Consider the following 19346-nt stretch of genomic DNA (forward strand, 5'->3'; position numbering starts at 1 on the left):
AGAAAGATTATATTTAATCTATAATGACTATATGTAATGAAAATTAGGCTATTTGTCTTTCGCTAATTCAAGATGCCCAAGAGAAGAGAGTTATTATGAAAGAGAAAAAAACAGAACCTTTTGAAGAATTAGAGAAGAAAAGACTTGATGCACTTCAAGCATTAAAAATTATGGATACGCTTCCTGAAGAGAGTTACGAACGCTTGGTACGCCTTGCGATTGATTTATTTAATATTCCAATTTGTTATATCGCCTTTCTTGATGAAGAAAGACAATGGTTTAAAGCGCGGTATGGTTTAAAAGCAAAGCAGACACCTAGATGTATTTCTTTTTGTAATGTGACAATAAAAAAAAGTGAACCACTAATTGTTAACGATGCGCTTAACGATGAACGATTTGCAAATAGTCCTCTAGTAAAACAGGATCCATTTATTCGATTTTATGCCGGCATTCCTTTGACTGATCCCTTGGGTTATAACGTAGGTACCTTTTGTTTGGCGGATACCTCTCCAAAAGAGTTTGATTCAAAACAACTAAACCTCTTATTAAATCTAGCTCACATTGCCAAAGATGAGTTAACTTTACGCAAGACGAATCTTTTATTGCAAAAGATAAAAAAACAACTCGAGGTACGTAATAAGTTAATTCGCAAAGTATTTAGTTTTTATATGTCTGATGAAGTAGTGAATACAATTCTTGAATCACCTCATCATCAAAAACTGGGTGGGCATAAAAATAAAATTACCATTCTGTTTAGTGACTTAAGAAACTTTACCCCCTTATCTGAATCGATTCCTGGTGAAACTCTTGTTTCGCTTTTAAACAGCTATTTTAGTAAAATGGTTCCTGTTATCGAAAAGCATCACGGTATTGTTGATGCATATATTGGCGATGCAATTATGGTTATTTTTGGTGCACCATACTCCTCTGGAGATGATTCACTCCGTGCTGTCGCTTGTGCTTTAGAAATGCAACGGGTGCTAAAAAAACTGAATCAAACCAATAGCAAGATTAATTTACCACATATAGAGATGGGGGTAGGAATTAATACAGGCTTTGCTGTGGTTGGAAATATTGGCTCCAAAAAGCGCATGCAGTATAGTGCTATAGGTTCGTCAGTTAATTTATCATCGCGAATTCAAGATTTAAGTCTTGGTGGACAGATACTGATTTCTGAATCCACTTATAAGGAAGTTGCAAAAGACATCGAGATTAATGGGCATCTTCGGGTAAAGGTTAAAGGAGTTCAGTCACCAATTACTATTTATGATGTGGCACGATTAAAGTCGAACAATAAAAAGGAGCTTTAATAAGTTTTTTCCAGATAAAACGCTGAATGACTCTTCAATTTAGATCTGGATGCCGTGGCAAGTCGCGGCATCTAGGCTGGTGAATTAAATTTTAGGCCCGTTACTGTTTATTTCATCCGATAAGCCATTCGGAGTAATGCCCCAGGGCTTTGTTTTTGAACAGTTGACAGGCAATCCACCCTTATTCAAAGTTTCACTAACAAATGAAGTGCAATTATGTACTTCATGATTATCTGTTTTTTTCTCAGCTACCCTTCGATGCAGTTCAACATCAATGGGGTCTTGAGTGATAAATGCAGGACTGTCTTTAAAGAGTCCAACGAGATTCACATTTGGAAATAGCTGATAACCCATTTTACCTGTTTTTACTTTTTTATGAGCTTGCTCAATATGCTTACTCATTTCGGAAGTGCCCAGATTTTTATAGTGATAAATATGATCGGGCGGTAAGGGGCTTGCATCTTTAAGTTTTATCTTTATTGGTTCACCTAGCTCAGTAACAGAAGCATGCTCTGAAGCACCTAATGTTTCCATATCTTCAGATAAATTTGTAGCAATGTGTGTGGGTAAAGGTAATACTGATGTTAATCCTGTGGATGGAATTTTATCAGGATGAATACTTGCATACTCTCCTGGATCTTCGTTTTTCATTTTTGGTTTGGATCCACCTACTTGTATTGCCGCGTGCCCCACTTTATCTGCAGTCATATCCCAAATAAATACCCAAGTATCTTTTGCAGTTTCAGTGGATTTTTTTTCTTGTGAATCAGAGGGATCAATGCTAGGAGTTGAATTTGGCGAGGTAGGAGTAATTCCGTTATTTTTTTTAGATTTTAAAAATGAAAACATAACAATCCTTTTTTAGACTTAGAGAAATTGCTTATATAGCGTATAGATTATAACAAGCTATTAAATTTTTAATCAAATAGTGAGGGTTGTGTACGTCATATTTATTTAAGCTATTAAATACAACGTACACCCGTGTGATTATTATAATTTAATCTCAAATTTCTTCGCAAAGTCCACTTTTTCTACTTTTTTGAAACCATGTTTTTCTAGCTCTGAAGTAAAAAATGTTGGTATATTGGGATTTTTAAAATCAACAAAACCGCTTTTTTGCACTACATGTGTCACTGAACTTGCGCAGTTATCTACACGTACTTTTTTTTCAATTTTTGGATGATCATCATCAAATACATGGATACCACAAAAATCTTCAGGTGGAAGCGATCCACTTGTTTGTAAATGTTTTTCTGTAACTAACTGTGCGCCCTTACATCCATTAGCCAAGCTATTTAGGCCTTTTGCTATCGGATTTGATTTGCCAAAAACAGAGTAGGCACGTTGGCCGCTCTCTACTTGCTGATGAAATTCTTTTTGTCCTTTTTTTGCATTTTTAAACTGTTCTTTAGATACAGAAGCAACTAAAACATGGTCCGCTTCTTGTATATCTTGTATATGATCTGGTGCTAATTGTCCTTTAACCGGTATAGAGCCCAAAGTTAATCCATTGACAACACTTCCAAGCGGACCAGGAAAAAAACTTGTGTGAGAAATTGTAGTTGAATCGCCTTTTTTCTTAATCAGTAGGGTTGATACATGTCCAGGACCATTTTCTTGACCCGTATCTTTTACACAAACACCAATTTGATATTCCACTTCTTTTTTAGACTGCATCTTATAACCTCATATTTTTAGACAACATACGAGGTATCCATACCTTGTTTATCAAAGTCACTTTGATACATATTATAAAGATCAAATATTAACAAAATATTAATCTAGTATAAAATTTAAACAAAATCAGGTGTGGATTGAATTCTAATGTCCATCGATTTTGGTATGATTAACTAATTATTTAAAAACTTGAATTAGGAGGAATAAATGTATTCTGAAACACTATCAAATAAAGAAATCACTAAAGCCAGTTATGAAGCAACAGCGGAAGTGTTTGCGCATAATGTAGCGGAGCTTGCTCCTCTTGCATCCATAGAAAAATTTATTGAATTACTGCCACCACATCCACACATTATTGATATAGGCTGTGGCTCTGGAAGAGACGCGGTTCTTTTTACCAGTAAAGGAGCACGTGTTTTGGGAATTGATTTTTGCGAGGGCTTACTTGAGATTGCCAAGCGTACTGCACCTGGTGCAGAGTTCCATTTAATGGATATTGAATCAATTACCTTACCCGCACTTTCTTTTGATGGGGCATGGGCAGCGTGCTCATTAGGATTTTAAGAAATTTTTATCACTCTATGAGGAAGATGAATTAAAAAAAGTACTCAGTGATGCAGGTTTTAATATACTTGAATTTACACCTGTTTTGAAAAAGCATGCATATCAGTCACATGATGCCTTTAGAATCTTTTGTCAAAAAGTTTAATCTTTTAATCCATATTGTCCTTTTTTAAGGTATAATAAGAGTGGTTACAATTATAGGAACATTAAGGGTAATTATGGGAAAATTATCCTGATGCTCGACATAAGAGTAGCGTTTAATTCATCCTACTTTTATCTAAATAAAGTTTTTTGTAGATGGTTCTCCTTTCATTTTTGCTTTTGCATCCATGCTGCTTAAAACTTTAATGTGTCTTACTTTGTTCAAGCATTTTATTAGTAAATGCAATTGCCAAAGCTGAAATGAGTAAGGTCAAATGAATAAGTACTTGCCACATCACGGAGAAGTTACTGAGTTTATTTGGATCAATAAACGTTCTTAGCAGATGAATTGATGAGATACCAATTAATGAAAGAGCAAGCTTTACTTTCATAGCGCCAGCGTCAAGATGATCAAGCCATTCAGGTTGATCTGGGTGCGAGTCCAGGGCCAGCGGGGAAATAAAGGTTTCATATCCGCCCATAACTACCATAATCAGAAGATTTGCAATCATAACCACATCAATCAGATCGAGTACACCTAACATGATGAGTGTATCATTGATTCTGTTGAGATGAATCACTAAATCATACAGCTCATGAATAAAACGATAAACATAAACAGCCAGTATTAAAATAAGACCAAAATAAAGAGGAAGCTGTAGCCATCTTCCCATAAAAATTAATCTGCTAATGCCTTTTTTTACATTATTCATGAAATACACCATTTAAATATTAAAAATTCTTGTGCTAAATCTAAAACAGATCTATTTATAAATGCAATTAAATCCGCTGTATTTTTTGTTGCTTTTGTCAACTTTTGAGCATTTATTCCGATTTTTATGGCAATAGGAGCTGGATCTCGAGATAAAAGGAGTTTTTATAATAGGGATGTGCAATGAACCCCTGGTTGCGAGCAACCAGGCATTCTTAACTGATACTAAAAAGTATTATGGTGTTTCAGTGACTGTAATTTCCGAAGAAACACCTTGTGCTTTCGTATTTGGATTGTACATAGCTTCTGCATAAGCAGGTGGAACAATGTATTTTCCTATGTTGACCGCTTTGATTTTATAAACTATTTCTTTGGCAGCAGATTCAACTCCACCAAAGAAATTGACTCTATCTTCGCGAACATCGACAAAATCCATTGTATTGTTTTTTACAGAGTCGTTTACTACTTCAAAACCACCAGGTAAAAGATCTTCAATCGCAATATTGGATAAATAATCTCTACCTAATGCACGAATTTGAATATGCACTTCAATTTCACTGCCTAAGGTTGTTGAATTAATCACATTTCCTTTTGCATCCTTATATTCTCGGAAGATTTCTAGACCTTGCTTTAATGGAGCTTTTGCAATAGTTCGATTAAAACCTGATTGCATGAGCTGATAGAAAAATGTCTTTTTATCAGGATTGTTAAAGCGTATTTTTTGGACATCAGGATTAATATCAATTTTTTGATAGTTTGGATTAGTAGAAGAGACATTGACTTCCTTACTATTGGCCATGATTTTTGTCATTGACAAAGCTGATGCGGATTCATTGGACAGATTCGAATGGTATGCTCCTAAAGCCAAGCTGGTAAATCCAGATAAAACGGTGTTGATCTCATTATCATTGATTGCCTGAATTAAGCGCTTGAGCAGTTCATCACCTACTTGTGGTAACAAGTTAGGAAAATGCTTGGCTACAAGGTATAAGTATTGTGCATCAGCAATCGCACTACTATAAAAATCAGTAACATAAGCCTGATTATTTTGCGGTTTGTACAAACCAATTAATTGATTTGCTTCATCATGACTTTGCAGTAATTGATAGGAAGCAGCGATATAAGCTGTGGTAATGTCTGTTTGCCAGGCTTTTGTTTTATCTTTTTCCAGATACAATTGTAGGTTAGCCAGATAATTGGTTGTCACTACTTCATTGCGGGTTAAAATATAAATGGCATAAGCTTGAATTCTTGCTGCATCCATATCGGTTACATTTTGACCAGCTAAGGTTTTAAGATAGTTAATACCATTAAAGAAGAGATCGCTAGGAACATTAAATCCTTGGTTTTTCGCTTCGGTCAGGAAATGCATTGCATAAACCGAGGCAAAATCATTCCCTTGATTATCACTTAGTCCTGGCCAATAACTAAATCCTCCATTAGACATCTGGCGTTGGCTTAGCATTTGAATTGCAGCATTTACTTTTTCATTAACTTGTTTTGTTTCTTCACCAAAACCAGCTTGATTGTTCATTGCCAGCAAGGGGAGGGCTTTACTTGTTAATTGTTCGGTACAACCATAAGGATAGTTATCCAGATAACGCTGTAAGCCAAATACGAGGATCATCGGGCTAGTAGAAACAGTTGCATTCACTTTACGATATTCTGGATAAAATGTTTGCATAATATCTAAAGTTTTTTGAGCTTCTGCTGATTTGCCGCTATTGATGTAGGTACTTAGCGGTGTAGCGGGTCTGACACTGAGTGTTGCACTCATTGTGCTGGCTTTATCACCTAAACTGGCTTTAAAGTTTAACTGGGCTGCTCCTAAAAGTGATTTAGCCCTTAATTTAAAATGAACGGTTTGTTCGTGGCCTTCGGCAATTTCCAGAGTTTGAGTTGGTGAGCCGATGATTTCAATTTCAGGAGAAGCTGTCAAATGTACATTAATCAGTGCATCCTCCCCAGAGTCTTTAATGTTATTGGCAACAGATGCAGATATTTCAAATTCATCTCCCGGTGCAACAAATGTTGGAACATTAGGATTAATAATGAAATCGCCGCGAATTTTAGCAGAGGTTTCATGCGAACCTACTGAATCAGGTGATACCGCTACCGCCATGACACGTAATGTTCCATTAAAGTAATCAGGAACTTGATATACTAATTGACGATTGTTTGAGTCTGTATCAATAATCCCAGACCAATAAGCGACAGGTAATTCAGTTTTTCGTTTAAAAGGATTAAGACGGCTTGCCATGCCTTCCTCGCCGTTATCTCCTCCAACTGCAGAAAGTTCCCGGTCTTGAATAAATTTCGGCATAATTTGATCTACAGTTTGCTGGGTCAAAACTTCAAGAGCATGCTTTTGGAAGAAGAACGATAAAGGATCTGGAGTCTCATAGCGCGCAACTTGTAGAATCCCTTCATCAACTGCAAAGACAATAATTTTACCTGGCTTATCCGTATGATAATCTATAGTGAACGGTTCGCCAGGACGTGAAACTGCTGCAGTTTGCAGATCAATTTTTATGTTATGGTTCTCATGGTTGACGGTAAATGGGACAACACTATAACTGAGAGGACTGATGAAGATTTCCGGAGAGTTCCAATCGCGAATAAAGGCAACATTGATGTATCCATCCCCTTGAAAATCAGCTGGTATATGAATGGCTTGCACCGAATTAGCTGTGTCTGTTTTAAACCATTGCGCAGCATACACTTTATCACGTTCTATTGTAATTAAGCCTGAGCCTGTATAGGGTGCAGTAATTTGTATTTCGATATCCTCGTTAGCTTGGTATTCAGTTTTATTGAGTTTAACCGATAATTCAGCATTCTTAGCTAAAGGTTGTTGGCTTGCACCTACGACACTGAATTTTAACTGATTCAGTATTGTATTATCTTTTCCAAGGATGCTTAATGAAAAATCACCAATTTGATCTGTGGGTAAAGCGTAATCAGTTCCTTGTTCTGAAATACTCAATGGGGTGGTACTGACTATTGTAGATTGAATAACGGATTGATATTGATAAGTCCCATCAGCTTTTTTAACTAAAGTTGTGACTGGATGTAATGAAACCAGCTGGATCTTTAAATCATTTATTTTTTCTTTATTCAATTCAGGATTAATAGCAATGTAATTAACACTTCTGGCACTGTTTTGTTTAATAAAGGATAAATCACCATCGGGTTTGTATCCTACAAAATAGGGTAGAGGGCTAATCAAGGTTTTGGTTTGAGTTGTTACACTACGACCGCCTTCAGATTCAAAGCCTTCAGCAAAAAATGTTAATTGATAAGTTGCCTTTTCAAAACGGTCAAGATTTAAATCAAATTCTGCTTCACCTTTATCATTCGTTTTAGCATCATTTAGGGTTTCAGTGAACACTTTAGGTGGTTTTTTGGGATCCAACAAAGGATCAGCAAAAACATAGTCAGGATATTTATCAAATTCAACTTTTTGAGGTACTAACAGGATCTTAGCACTAACTTTTCGCTCGGCAGCAGGAGCTCCATATAAATTCCAAAGATTTACCTCACCTTTTAATCCTGTAGGTGAAGTCCAGCCAGCAGATGGCTTTGGAGACAAACTACTCGTGATTCGCATTCTATCTGGTAAAAACTCCGAAACGCGAATGGTCGTAGAGCCTAGTAGGTTTTGAGGGTATCCATCTTTTACTAAATACAAATTAATCATGTACTGGCCAGTAGGTGAGTTGGCGCTCGTTGAGAAATCAAGATCCATATAGCCTAGATCATTGAGGGTAATTTTTTCGTCTTTAATTGTTGTCCCTCTTGAATCAACCACAGTCACTTGTAGTGGTAATCCTCCTGGTTGCGGCTGAGCATAAGCTTGTTTGACTATCATACCGACATGAACGGCATCGCCTGGCCTGTAAATCCCTCTATCGGAGAAAAGATATGCGCTTAAGCTATGTAATTCTTGATTAGTAGTATAAAGACCCCCGATATCAAACTTAGAGAAATTTAACTGGCGATTAACATTATTGAAAGGAATAAATGATACGTCATTATTCAATTGGGCCAAATACACCGTAGGCTCTCTATCATCAACAAAGTCTTTTAAAGGTGGGAAACTAACACGCCCTTGAGCATCACTGGTACGTGATAAAATTGGCAATCCATTTTTACCTAAAACAGTTACTGTTGCATTGGCAACTGGAGCTCCTTGAGTTATAGAGTTAACAAATACGTCATGGCTGCCGTCTTGATTATCTTTTACTAACAAAGCTAGATCAGTAATCAATATCATACGGCTTGCTTTTACATCCAAGGCAGTTTTATTCGTGACATCCCAACCAGTCGCTTGTAATAAAAATAACCCTTGCGGACCTAGAGTATTCGTATTCATCGTCAGATACTTGCTAAAATCAAGCGCAGTATATTGTTGCTTTGCCAAATCCGAAATATCAAACTCTTGAATCTCTGAAGATATTTGGCTGATATTTTGTTGATTAAATGTAGGGTTAATAAAATAAGGATTATTAAAATCGCCCTGGGTTTGGGTTATTAATTGGTTGATGTTTTCAGGTAACACACGCGCGAAATCGAACTTCACTGCCGGAACGCCTCGAACTAGTACAGAAAGTTTTTTCTCTCCACTTAAAGCAAGCAGTGAGCCTTTATGTAAGAAACTGATCTCTCTAGGTATCACAGGAACAGGAATCACCGCGGCAAATTCATTTCCCAAAGTAAAATTGCCAAAGCCTTGCATTCCCTTATCAATTTTAATGTATATATATCGAGGAGTATCTGCTTTAAATTTAAAGCTGTGCAACATGGAATAATTTTGTTCGGTGGGAATTACCTCTTTGGTCAAAGGTGTGGCTAAAGAAAGGACTGCTTGTGTCACTTCTCCTGGATTTTGCCATTGATAATTTTCTTTGGCAGCTTCAGCAACAGTTGCTGGACGATCTTTAGGCAGTAAATAAACATGTACTGACTTGTTAAATTCATTCTCATTTATCCCCAGTGAGGTTTCGACTGTAAGGACTTGCTCAGGTCTATCTTTATCATTGCGAACAATGGATGCCGAAGCAGAAATCACTTTAAGAAAATCCTGAGCACTAGGGATCAATAGGTTTTGTGATAATTCATGTTGTAAACAGCTAGAATCAGTAGATGAAGTGGTGTTTTTTTCCAAGGTTAAACGCAGATAACGGGCTACATCACTTATTTTTATTGTTTCAGAATGCAGGTAAGCGACGCGTTTATTTTTATCGTAAGTAAAAGTAATGGGAAGTTTTTCACCTGCAGAACCCGATTTTGTTTGATATGTTAACGATGTGTTTTTTTCCAAGCTTTTAGGATTAACTGGATAATTAAACTCTATTGTGGCTACGGCGTTTCTTATTTCAGCATGGAGTGGATCTTGATACAATTTAAATTCAGTGATCTTGCCAATGAAGGGATGAGTAGAAAAAGAATAGATATTGCTTTCCATATTTGCATTAGAAGCAAAGAAATCAGGAGCAAAATGAATTGTAAATTTTTGTCCCGCAGGCCAATCTTCTGAAGGGGTAAAGACTAATTGACTGTCGGAATTCCACATCCATGTCCCAGGCATTTTAGGGGTCATTTCTATGCCTTCAGTTACGGTTTTTCCCACTTGATTCAATGGTGCAACTGATTGATTGATAAAGCCGTTATTTTTTATCCCAAAATCAATAATTAAATTGTTAGGAACTAATTGCTCTTCAGTATTCGGTGTGACATCTGGAACTGTAATTTGAGCAGTGGTATAAATTGGTTTTGGTAAGTTTTTATACCAATAGAAAGAATAGCCTGCTGCAATTAAAATGAGAACAATGACAAGACCACTTCCCCAAAACATTTTAGGAGATGATTTTGATTTAGTGCATAAGTAATTCACCCATGGCGGACTACGCCAATTTAATTTGCCAAATACAGATGAAAATGCATTGAGTAATAGAGAGAGCGGATTTTTATTCATCATTTATCTCAAGTGGTGAATGGGGGGAAATTTTTTGCATATATTTTATTCTATTTAGTGCATAATAGCGACTATGAATAAAATATTTAAAAAATTAAGCATAATCCTTATTACGCTCCTTGTCAGCGCTTATTTTATATTATTTTTTTTACCCAAACCTATATTATTAGAGGGCACAAGCTTTTCTAAAGCGGTTTACGATGAGCATCACAAACTATTAAGATTAACGTTAAGCAAGGACGAGAAATATCGACTATTTACTCCTCTATCGCAGATATCTAATCAGCTTATCGAAGCAACTTTATTACAAGAAGATCAATATTTTTATTGGCATTATGGCATCAATCCTTGGGCAACACTAAAAGCCGTATGGCAAACTTATGGTGCACAATCACGTAGAATAGGTGCCTCAACAATCACCATGCAAGTTGCCCGGATGCGCTATGGTATGAATTCAAAAACAATATCAGGCAAATTATTGCAAATTATTCGAGCCATACAAATTGAAATGCACTACAGCAAAAAAGAGATTTTGGAGGCCTATTTAAATTTGGCCCCTTATGGCGGTAACGTTGAAGGAGTAGGGGCTGCAAGTTTGGTTTATTTTGGCACACCTGTAAATAAAATTACTCTGCCCCAATCCCTGACGTTAAGCATTATTCCGCAAAATCCAGGTAAAAGAACGCCTAATAATAAGGAATTAAAAAAAATTAGGGAGCACTTATTAGGACGGTGGTTAGATAAACATCCAGAAGACTTTAATAAAAAGGGTATGTTTGCTTTACCTTTAGTCATGCAAAATACGCATATGCTCCCTTTTAAGGCACCTCATTTTACAAATGAAATTTTGTATGATTCAAAAACGAAACAGCAAAGCATTGATACGACGCTGGATTATCGTACCCAAATGATCATCGAACGGATTACGCATCATTATCTCGCCAGAAAAAAAGGCATAGGAGTGAATAATGCAGCTGTTTTACTCATAGATACTCGAGATATGGGTATTAAAGGAATGTTGGGGTCGGCCGATTTTTTCAATCAAAATATTAGTGGACAAATTAATGGGACAGAAACGAAACGCTCGCCCGGATCGACGTTGAAACCATTTATCTATGGATTGGCGTTAGATCAAGGGTTAATTCACCCTGATACTGTTTTAAAAGATGTTCCGCATAGTTTTAATGGCTATAATCCGGAGAATTTTGATTATGATTTTATGGGTCCCATTAAAGCCAGGGATGCACTAGTTTTGAGCCGAAATATTCCCGCAATTTATCTTGCCAGCCAGTTAACTAATCCCACATTACATCAATTATTGGAAAAAGCGCAAATCAGCCAATTACGATCTGAGTCATATTATGGATTATCATTGAGTTTGGGTGGTGTGGAATTAACTATGAAGGAACTTGTTAGTCTATACGCTATGTTAGCTAATGATGGAATTTGGTATCCAATTCGAATATTTAAAAATGAAATAAAAGCAAAAGGCATTCGTTTGCTTAGTCCTGAAGCAAGCTATCTTGTATTAGATATGTTAAAAAGTACTCCTCGCATGGATGATGTTTCTAGAGAGGGGGCTCGTTTGCCAGTCGCCTGGAAAACTGGAACTTCTTCGGGTTATCGTGATGCGTGGACTGTGGGGGTTTTTGGTCCTTATGTGTTATCAGTATGGATAGGAAATTTTGATAATAAAGCGAATCCCGCATTTATTGGCAAAGACATTGCTGCTCCTTTATTCTTTGAATTGGTTGATGCATTAAAACATGAACGAGGCCCTATTCATGCTTTAGAAAAACACCCTGAGCAAATGAATCTGAAAAAAGTAGAAATATGTAAAGCTTCTGGAATGTTGCCTACACGCTATTGCAAGGATACGGAGTGGAGCTGGTTTATTCCAGGGAAATCCCCAATAACTACTGATACAATTTATCGGGAGGTTGCTATTAATAGTAAAACAGGGTTACAAACCTGTCATATTAATGAATATACACGTTTTGAAGTTTTCGAGTTTTGGCCCTCTGATTTATTGAGCATTTTTAAGAAGGCCGGCATACAAAGACATACTCCACCATTTTATGAGCCTGATTGTACCTTATCTGGCAATCCTGGTATTAATCCACATATTACTTCACCGCAAAATGGCATCAGCTATATTATTCGTGTTCATTCGCAACAAAATAATACCATTCCTCTTACTGCTGTAACTGATGCTGGTGTTGCGCATGTATACTGGTTTATTAATGAAACATTTATTGCAAAAACTAAAGCTGGAGAGTCTTATTTATGGAAAGCAAAGCCAGGAAAATTTGTAGTTAGAATTGTAGATGATCATGGTCAATCCGATGCACGGGATATTAATGTCCAATTGGATAGTTGATTAAGATAAAATTGTGACTGATAGATAAATAAAAGATCTATATTATTAATATCTACGTCCTGCGGCTTGTCCGCAGGCTCCAGTGATTTCGTGTGATTCCTGGATTCCGCAGTCGAGCTGCGGAACGTAGGTGAGAGCTGGAGCAATTTATCTTACTTTAGTTGATGATTACAAAAATTGGGATGATTATTGCACCTCAAGAGCGAGGATTATGGTGTATGTTGACGTTAGGAAGCATGCTTTTATGCATCACCAGTTTTTTAGTTGTTGGCATTTTTACAGAAAATCAGTCTCAAAAAAGTTTTCATTATAGCCCTGGTCTTATGAAGCGTGCTGAAGCATTTTCTTTTTTTATTGCTATGATGATATGGCCCGCCATTATTCGTCTTGTGCAATTTTATAATCAGCAATATGATAGGTTAGCCTATATAGCTAACCTTTTTATCCATGCGCTACCACGTTTCTCCAAAAGGGCGAATTTCTACTTCAAATGACCAAGCAGATGGGGCTTGTTGTGTTAACCAATATACTGTATCCGCAACATCGTCTGGTTTAACAAAAAAACTATCCGGTTTATTTGGCATATATTCTCTGGTCTTAGGCAAATCAACAATACCATCAATAATAACCAGAGCAACATGAATTCCCAAAGGCCCTAAGTATTTGGCCATTGATTCGCCAAGGATCCGTTGTGCTGCTTTAGCTGGTGCAAATGCTGCAGTTTTAATGGCCCCACGTTTTGACGCAGTTGCACCAATGATAACCAATTTTCCCTGGCCATTTTGTTTCATGCTGGGGATGACACATTGACTCACAAGCATTAACCCTAATGCATTAACGCGCCAACTCGCTTCAAAATCTTTGGGCTCAATTTCTTCTATATTGCCCCATAAACCTGAGCCTGCATTGTAGACGATGACATCGATTGCTCCTAAATCCTTTTGAATCTGAGTAAAAGTTTTTTGTACGGACTCGCTATCACATACATCACATTCGTAAGCGTACGCATTTCCCAGTTTATCTGCGAGCTTATGAGTAAAATTTTTGGAGCGTGCTAATAAAGCCAAATGATAACCTTCTTTGGAAAAACGAGACGCAAAAGCAGCGCCGTTTCCCGGTCCAACTCCGACAACAACGCATACTTTTCTTGTCACATTTATCTCCCTAAAAATTCCTGGTAGTTTTGTTTATAGTAAATAGTATTTACATGTGTAAATATTTTGTACATAATTAATTCTTTTTTTTCAAATCTAAAATGAAACGATTTTTTAAATCTACTAAACAGCGTATTTCTTTTGATGAGTATATACAAAATACTTTGATAACAGCAAAACGAATTATCGAGATTTCGCCAGGGAAACAACGTTACACTAGTGCCCAATTTGAAATGGCATTGATTGGTTTTGCTGATCTTAAAACTTTAAAACAAGAAATGGATGAGGATATTGAGGTAGTATTTCCTAAATCATTAGAGCGTGATTGGCTGGTTGGCTTTGACTGGCTGGATCTTGCTGTACATTATGGTGATGAGGATGCGATTGAATATTTTAAGAATAATATGAAAAATGAGGTTTTTTCGACTGTTTATAAAAAATATAAAGAAGATTGCCGCCCAGATTGTGCTTTACAATATCATGAAAATATAAGTAAAACTCATTCTCTGGTGTAATGATCAGGGTTTATTAAGAAAGAAAAAACCTCTGGTGATAACTGGAAAATCAAACTCATAGATATTTAATTTCTGAAGATTAAGATCTGTAACTCGAGGATTTTATTAAAATTATCCTCGAGTTACACTGTTTTTCGTCTTGGTTACAATTATTATTTAATAGGTAGTGCTGGTGTTATCGGTACCATTATTAGTACTGGTACCACTATCAGTACCAGTGCCGGTATTGGTATTGGTGCCGTTATTCATGTTATTGTCGGTTCCAGTATTTGTTCCAGTACCCGTTCCGGTATTTGTTCCAGTACCCGTTCCGGTATTTGTCCCAGTACCCGTTCCGGTATTTGTCCCAGTACCCGTTCCGGTATTTGTCCCAGTACCCGTTCCGGTATTTGTCCCAGTACCCGTTCCGGTATTTGTCCCAGTACCCGTTCCGGTATTTGTCCCAGTACCCGTTCCGGTATTTGTCCCAGTACCCGTTCCGGTATTTGTCCCAGTACCCGTTCCGGTATTTGTCCCAGTACCCGTTCCGGTATTTGTCCCAGTACTTGCCCCTGTACCATCGCCTGAAGATAAGACAATAGTACTTATAGGGCTCAAGGCATAGACTGAAGAAAAAGCCGCCGTTAATAATAAAATTGATATTATTTTTTTCATGATTTTCTCCTGAAAAATTAAAAAATCATTTACAACAAGCCAATAAGCAACATCAAGACAACAGGAAAACTAAGAAATGACTTGATAATTTAATTTATCTCCATATTTAAGGGCTATTACATAGAGATAGTCAAAAAAACAACATATGCAAGCTTGAGTAGCTGTTTAAGTAATTATCTATTTGAATTTTCTAGATATTTTTTTTTAAATATTCACCATTACAATTTCTGATATTTCCCAGTATTAAAAACTAAGTAGGCTTCGCCATTCTCAGATAGAACCTTAGCGAAAGGAAAGATATTTTGAATAACTGAACTATTGAGGTTACTACCTAACCATTCGATTGAGTAAACTTCCGCTGAATCAAAGCCAGAGTGTGTATTCTTTAAGTTCAGAGTGAATGCCCGAGTAAATGAGGCTGGAAGTTTATGAATTAATTGAATTGCCTCAGGGATAGTGAGTTTATTGCAATTAAAAATGAGCTTAATATGTGCAATGGTATTTGTATTGGTTGGAATAAAAACAACGACACTTTCTTGATCAAGTTGTTTTGCTAAAATTGAAGCGATGAGAAAGGTTTTTGAGAGAGATAGTTTCTGTAATGGCGAAACAAAAAAAATTTCTGCATTTTCCGCCGTAAACTGTTGTGTCTCTTGCAGAGTATATGTTCCGAGCATACTTTTAAATTCGCCCAACTCCATATGCTGCTGTTGTAGTATGCGAATAGCATTTTTTTTCAGTTCATATTGCTCTTTACCAGTTAAGCGTTGATAAGCCTTTTCAATATCAAGAATTTGGTTGTTGTTTGAGTAGTAAAATTGAATACTATTTGATTTGGTATAACCTAATGTGCAATAGAGAAAAAAATATGATAAAACAAAAAAATACCATAACTTTCTTATCCACATAGAAATATTCCCTGGCTTTGCAGTAATAAGAAATATTAGACCATTTTGGTTACCCAAATTGAAAAATTGATAACCATAGTGAGTGTATACAGTGTAAAAAATCTTAGCTTATCACTGGTAAAGTACTCTCACTTGCAAGATCAAGTACTGGATCAATGAATATTTCTATGGAATCACTGAATTCTTCTTTAAATTCTTCAGATTCTATGTAAGCGGCGAGTTCCTCTTTAAATGCAATTAAAGCAATTTCCAGCTCTTTAGGATCCCATTTAATTGCATATTGATTTGTTGGTACGGTCTTAGATTTTGCAATTAGATCAAACATTAATCCTGGTATGGGGCCTCGTAAAGGAACACCAGGGATAAATTCATGTTCTGGATCGCCTCTACCCCAAAGATGCAGATGAAGCATACCTGGTTCTTCTTCATTTCCTATAATAATTTCCCGGGTTCTCTCGTCAAAATACTGGGAATTATTGCCAAGTTGAGCAAATTGTGGAATAAGGCCCATATTTTTATAAACTTGCTCCATCATTGCAGTAACTGCATTTAATCCTCTTTCTTCGGCAACTGTATATGGACGATTCAACGCAGAAGAAATGTCTGAATTACTATTATTCAGGTATCTTATTATAGTTCTATATCCTCTGCAGTCGGTAGGATTCAAGATGACGGAGTAATTGTACTTTCCTTTTACTTTTACGTGAGCAATAGATGTTCCTGCTCTCGTATAATCAATTGCCCAGTGATCTTTGGGATAGTCATATTTAAAAAATTTAATTGAATTTAAATAACTGGTAGAGGTTTTTTTGCCCATGATGCTTATTTTTTCATGCATACTATATTCCTTTAGATTAAAAAAATTAATGTTGGTAGTAGGTATTTGTGAAGAAAAAACAGATAAGAAAATTTGCAGAAATGGTATTAATAAAATAATTTTGCTTATTAGTTGAGATATTAACACCATTTTTTTATCCTACTTTAATATTACTTACAGAAGATGAGGCTTCTGTGGCGGTTGTCGATCTTTGATGGTTGACGCTTTCTTCCCTGGAAGGTTCCATTTGTAGAAAGAATCGAGCTAACTCAAGTTTTACATGATGTTTACTTGCTAAAACTTGGGCATAAATTGACGTATCATTCATAGCATATTCAAGAAAGGCGCCAACATCCGGATCAATGCTGAAGTATTTCATCAAATCGAGAGTCACATTATTTTTTTTAAAAATTTCTTGAACTTTTTGATCATGTAAAATATCCATAACTTCAAGCATCCCATGATAACCGCGTTTTGCATATACAGCCACCAATTGTATCAAAAAAAGATTAATATCTTGACTTAAATTGGGATCTTTTTGATTTTCTTGCATATAACGATTAAGCATAAACACTATATTGCAAGTATGTCCGGAAATTGAGCCCACATATGCGGACCGAAAACGCTTGTTAGACCAAAACCATTGTGTAGAGCTTGTTTCTTTTTTAGGTGAAACTTCACTGGAATCTACAAGCATGTTACGCATGGGATCACGTTGTGCATCAAAGAAGGTAGGAGAAATTGAACGCATTACACCTCCTGCGGAGTTCCAGACGTCCTCTCCAACTTTATCTGCTGAAGTTTCAAATTTTCTTTCTAAAATACCCGTTTTTTTATCTTTTGGTATCCGATCTCTTGTATTATAAGCCGGACAAGATTTCATGAAATGTTCTAATTGTTCTGTATTGTATTTTTCTTTATCCTTATATCCGTTAGCAAAAATACAAATTTTTCTTTCCATTTCTAGAGGAGAACTTACAAGACCTTCTGGCCCAAGGAAGAAATTTAATATTTTATTTGCTGCATTAAGCGTTTGTAACCTTAACTTACTGTCATCGAATAGACCTTCTAAAGGTTTACCTATGAGAGTTAAAGTCTCTTCTGAATGAGTTAATCCATTTATATATTGTGCAAGACGCGTTTCAAAAAAACGTCGTGTATCATTATTTTTATGATCCAGTTCTTTAACTGATTGACATATAGAGCGAACATATTGCTCATAGCCGACAGGGAAACCATCTGGTAAAGTAAGTTCTTGAAAATGTTTTTCAATCGACTTCAAACATTCTTCATAGTCAATAAATAAATAGTCAGCAGCTAATTTTTGGAGGAATTCTTTTGATGCGAGTTTATTTGATTTTAAATAGCCAATGGTTATAACAATAAAAATGGATTGATCGACGTTTTTTGTAATAATGTTTAAATATTGTTGATGCGTTATTTTGGCAGGTATGTAACTTTGATCACCAATAAAAGGCCTAAAACCAGGTAGCAAAGAATCAAATGATAAATCAGTAAGCTGTGAAAGTACTGGCATTTTCACTTGGGGTTCAGTTTGACCTAGTAATTTTGGTAACAACTCCTTTTTTGTACGCATGCTTAAACAAATACCTGATCTGTCTTTTGATGATTCTGGTATGGATTGAAACACATTTAATAGGAGAGAAATTAAAGGTTTTGCTTCTTCTTTGGCAAGCTCTACTTGAACATAACCTAAGATTGAAGAGTTCAAAATAGCGAGAGGATCTCGTTTGTGTAAATCTAAAAGCTTTGTATAGTGATCAAAGTTTGATAATTCATATAGATCTAGCTCTATCATAAGCTCTTTAAAAAGAGCTATGTTTTTGGTCAAAATCGCCTTCAAAAACATTGCCCTTAAATGCTGTTTTTGATCTTTATTATTGCCATTAATTTTATCGGTTATAAGAGAAAAAAGCACTTTAATTGGCTCTCTCTTTGACAAAGGCTGCAATGTATTTCCTGCTGATGCCATTTGAATCATAGGAGTTGACGAGCTACTTAAGTTTGGTTTTTTAAAAAAAATATCGTGCTCGTCATTTATTCCTTTTTCTATTTTGATATGTGGTTTTGCAACGAGCTCTCTTGTCTCAATAGAAGATTTTTCAACAAGTGTTCTCGCTTCAATAGAAGATTTTTCAACAAGTGTTCTCGCTTCAATAGAGGATTTTTCAACAAGCGCTCTTGCCTCAATAGAGGATTTTTCAACAAGCGCTCTTGCCTCAATAGAGGATTTTTCAACAAGCGCTCTTGCCTCAACAGAAGATTTTTCAACAAGTGTTCTTGCCTCAACAGAAGATTTTTCAACAAGTGTTCTTGCCTCAATAGAGGATTTTTCAACAAGTGTTCTTGCCTCAACAGAAGATTTTTCAATAAACACCGTTGTTTTTTCAGCTGTTTGCTGTATCACTGGAGGAGTGCTATAAGGTACTTTCACTAATTCAGTAACATCTGATGTAGTTTCCTGAGGGGTTTTATTTAATAATGAAAGAATATCTTGATAGCTTCGCATGTACGCA

Annotated in this window: 13 protein-coding genes; 4 read left to right on the forward strand and 9 right to left on the reverse strand. The window is 36.1% G+C overall.

The genetic code is table 11. From position 1 onward, the window contains the following. Positions 1-95 precede the first annotated feature (95 nt). The gene (locus tag DY223_RS08340) at positions 96-1310 is read left to right on the forward strand and encodes an adenylate/guanylate cyclase domain-containing protein (RefSeq protein WP_058459928.1); all 1215 of its coding nucleotides are present in this window, start codon (positions 96-98) and stop codon (positions 1308-1310) included. Between the two features lie 84 nt (positions 1311-1394). On the opposite strand, the gene DY223_RS08345 is transcribed toward DY223_RS08340, so the two are convergent. Continuing rightward, entirely contained in the window at positions 1395-2159 is a 765-nt protein-coding gene (locus tag DY223_RS08345) for a hypothetical protein (protein WP_058459927.1), read from the reverse strand. A gap of 141 nt (positions 2160-2300) precedes the next feature. Continuing rightward, entirely contained in the window at positions 2301-2987 is a 687-nt protein-coding gene (locus tag DY223_RS08350) for a hypothetical protein (RefSeq protein ID WP_058459926.1), read from the reverse strand. Positions 2988-3194: 207 nt separating this feature from the next. Between DY223_RS08350 and DY223_RS08355 the strand changes: the two genes are divergently transcribed. After that, positions 3195-3551: a class I SAM-dependent DNA methyltransferase gene (locus DY223_RS08355; RefSeq protein ID WP_058459925.1), complete on the forward strand. Its 357-nt coding sequence runs from the start codon at positions 3195-3197 to the stop codon at positions 3549-3551. A gap of 344 nt (positions 3552-3895) precedes the next feature. Here the strand turns inward: DY223_RS08355 and DY223_RS08360 are convergent, their stop codons facing one another. Both DY223_RS08360 and DY223_RS08365 read right to left on the reverse strand, forming a co-directional pair. After that, the gene (locus DY223_RS08360; RefSeq protein ID WP_058459924.1) at positions 3896-4405 is read right to left on the reverse strand and encodes a TIGR00645 family protein; all 510 of its coding nucleotides are present in this window, start codon (positions 4403-4405) and stop codon (positions 3896-3898) included. Between the two features lie 234 nt (positions 4406-4639). Continuing rightward, positions 4640-10381 (reverse strand): alpha-2-macroglobulin, encoded by a 5742-nt coding sequence (locus DY223_RS08365; protein WP_058459923.1) that lies wholly within the window; start codon positions 10379-10381, stop codon positions 4640-4642. A gap of 73 nt (positions 10382-10454) precedes the next feature. Between DY223_RS08365 and pbpC the strand changes: the two genes are divergently transcribed. Further along, positions 10455-12761, forward strand: coding sequence for a penicillin-binding protein 1C (gene pbpC, locus DY223_RS08370; RefSeq protein ID WP_058459922.1), 2307 nt, complete (start codon positions 10455-10457; stop codon positions 12759-12761). A gap of 452 nt (positions 12762-13213) precedes the next feature. On the opposite strand, the gene DY223_RS08380 is transcribed toward pbpC, so the two are convergent. Continuing rightward, a complete protein-coding gene (locus DY223_RS08380) occupies positions 13214-13915 on the reverse strand; it encodes an SDR family NAD(P)-dependent oxidoreductase (RefSeq protein WP_058459920.1) in 702 nt (233 codons plus the stop codon). A 101-nt stretch (positions 13916-14016) separates the two neighbouring features. Here DY223_RS08380 and DY223_RS08385 point away from each other — a divergent pair, with 101 nt between their 5' ends. After that, positions 14017-14430 carry a hypothetical protein gene (locus tag DY223_RS08385; RefSeq protein WP_058459919.1) on the forward strand — a complete coding sequence of 138 codons (414 nt, stop codon included), beginning with the start codon at positions 14017-14019 and terminating at the stop codon, positions 14428-14430. Positions 14431-14586: 156 nt separating this feature from the next. Here DY223_RS08385 and DY223_RS08390 read toward each other — a convergent pair whose 3' ends face one another. The 4 genes from DY223_RS08390 to ceg14 form a co-directional block, all read right to left on the reverse strand. Continuing rightward, positions 14587-15084: a hypothetical protein gene (locus DY223_RS08390; protein WP_259293196.1), complete on the reverse strand. Its 498-nt coding sequence runs from the start codon at positions 15082-15084 to the stop codon at positions 14587-14589. A gap of 218 nt (positions 15085-15302) precedes the next feature. After that, positions 15303-15992, reverse strand: a complete 690-nt coding sequence (locus DY223_RS08395; RefSeq protein WP_058459917.1) for an SNF7 family protein — start codon at positions 15990-15992, stop codon at positions 15303-15305. A 103-nt stretch (positions 15993-16095) separates the two neighbouring features. Beyond that, positions 16096-16830 (reverse strand): hypothetical protein, encoded by a 735-nt coding sequence (locus tag DY223_RS08400; RefSeq protein WP_131744480.1) that lies wholly within the window; start codon positions 16828-16830, stop codon positions 16096-16098. Positions 16831-16963: 133 nt separating this feature from the next. Next, positions 16964-19207: a Dot/Icm T4SS effector Ceg14/sidL gene (gene ceg14, locus DY223_RS08405; RefSeq protein ID WP_131744479.1), complete on the reverse strand. Its 2244-nt coding sequence runs from the start codon at positions 19205-19207 to the stop codon at positions 16964-16966. Positions 19208-19346 lie beyond the last annotated feature (139 nt).

The organism is Legionella bozemanae (genome assembly GCF_900450575.1).
GTDB classification, from domain to species: Bacteria; Pseudomonadota; Gammaproteobacteria; order Legionellales; family Legionellaceae; genus Legionella; species Legionella bozemanae.

Bases quoted from the DNA above. Each gene is read 5' to 3' on its own strand.
- pbpC (WP_058459922.1), top strand. From the start codon at position 10,455: ATGAATAAAATATTTAAAAAATTAAGCATAATCCTTATTACGCTCCTT.
- DY223_RS08365 (WP_058459923.1), bottom strand. From the start codon at position 10,381: ATGAATAAAAATCCGCTCTCTCTATTACTCAATGCATTTTCATCTGTA.
- DY223_RS08385 (WP_058459919.1), top strand. From the start codon at position 14,017: ATGAAACGATTTTTTAAATCTACTAAACAGCGTATTTCTTTTGATGAG.
- DY223_RS08350 (WP_058459926.1), bottom strand. From the start codon at position 2,987: ATGCAGTCTAAAAAAGAAGTGGAATATCAAATTGGTGTTTGTGTAAAA.
- DY223_RS08340 (WP_058459928.1), top strand. From the start codon at position 96: ATGAAAGAGAAAAAAACAGAACCTTTTGAAGAATTAGAGAAGAAAAGA.
- DY223_RS08355 (WP_058459925.1), top strand. From the start codon at position 3,195: ATGTATTCTGAAACACTATCAAATAAAGAAATCACTAAAGCCAGTTAT.
- DY223_RS08395 (WP_058459917.1), bottom strand. From the start codon at position 15,992: ATGTGGATAAGAAAGTTATGGTATTTTTTTGTTTTATCATATTTTTTT.
- DY223_RS08390 (WP_259293196.1), bottom strand. From the start codon at position 15,084: ATGAAAAAAATAATATCAATTTTATTATTAACGGCGGCTTTTTCTTCA.
- DY223_RS08360 (WP_058459924.1), bottom strand. From the start codon at position 4,405: ATGAATAATGTAAAAAAAGGCATTAGCAGATTAATTTTTATGGGAAGA.
- DY223_RS08400 (WP_131744480.1), bottom strand. From the start codon at position 16,830: ATGCATGAAAAAATAAGCATCATGGGCAAAAAAACCTCTACCAGTTAT.
- DY223_RS08345 (WP_058459927.1), bottom strand. From the start codon at position 2,159: ATGTTTTCATTTTTAAAATCTAAAAAAAATAACGGAATTACTCCTACC.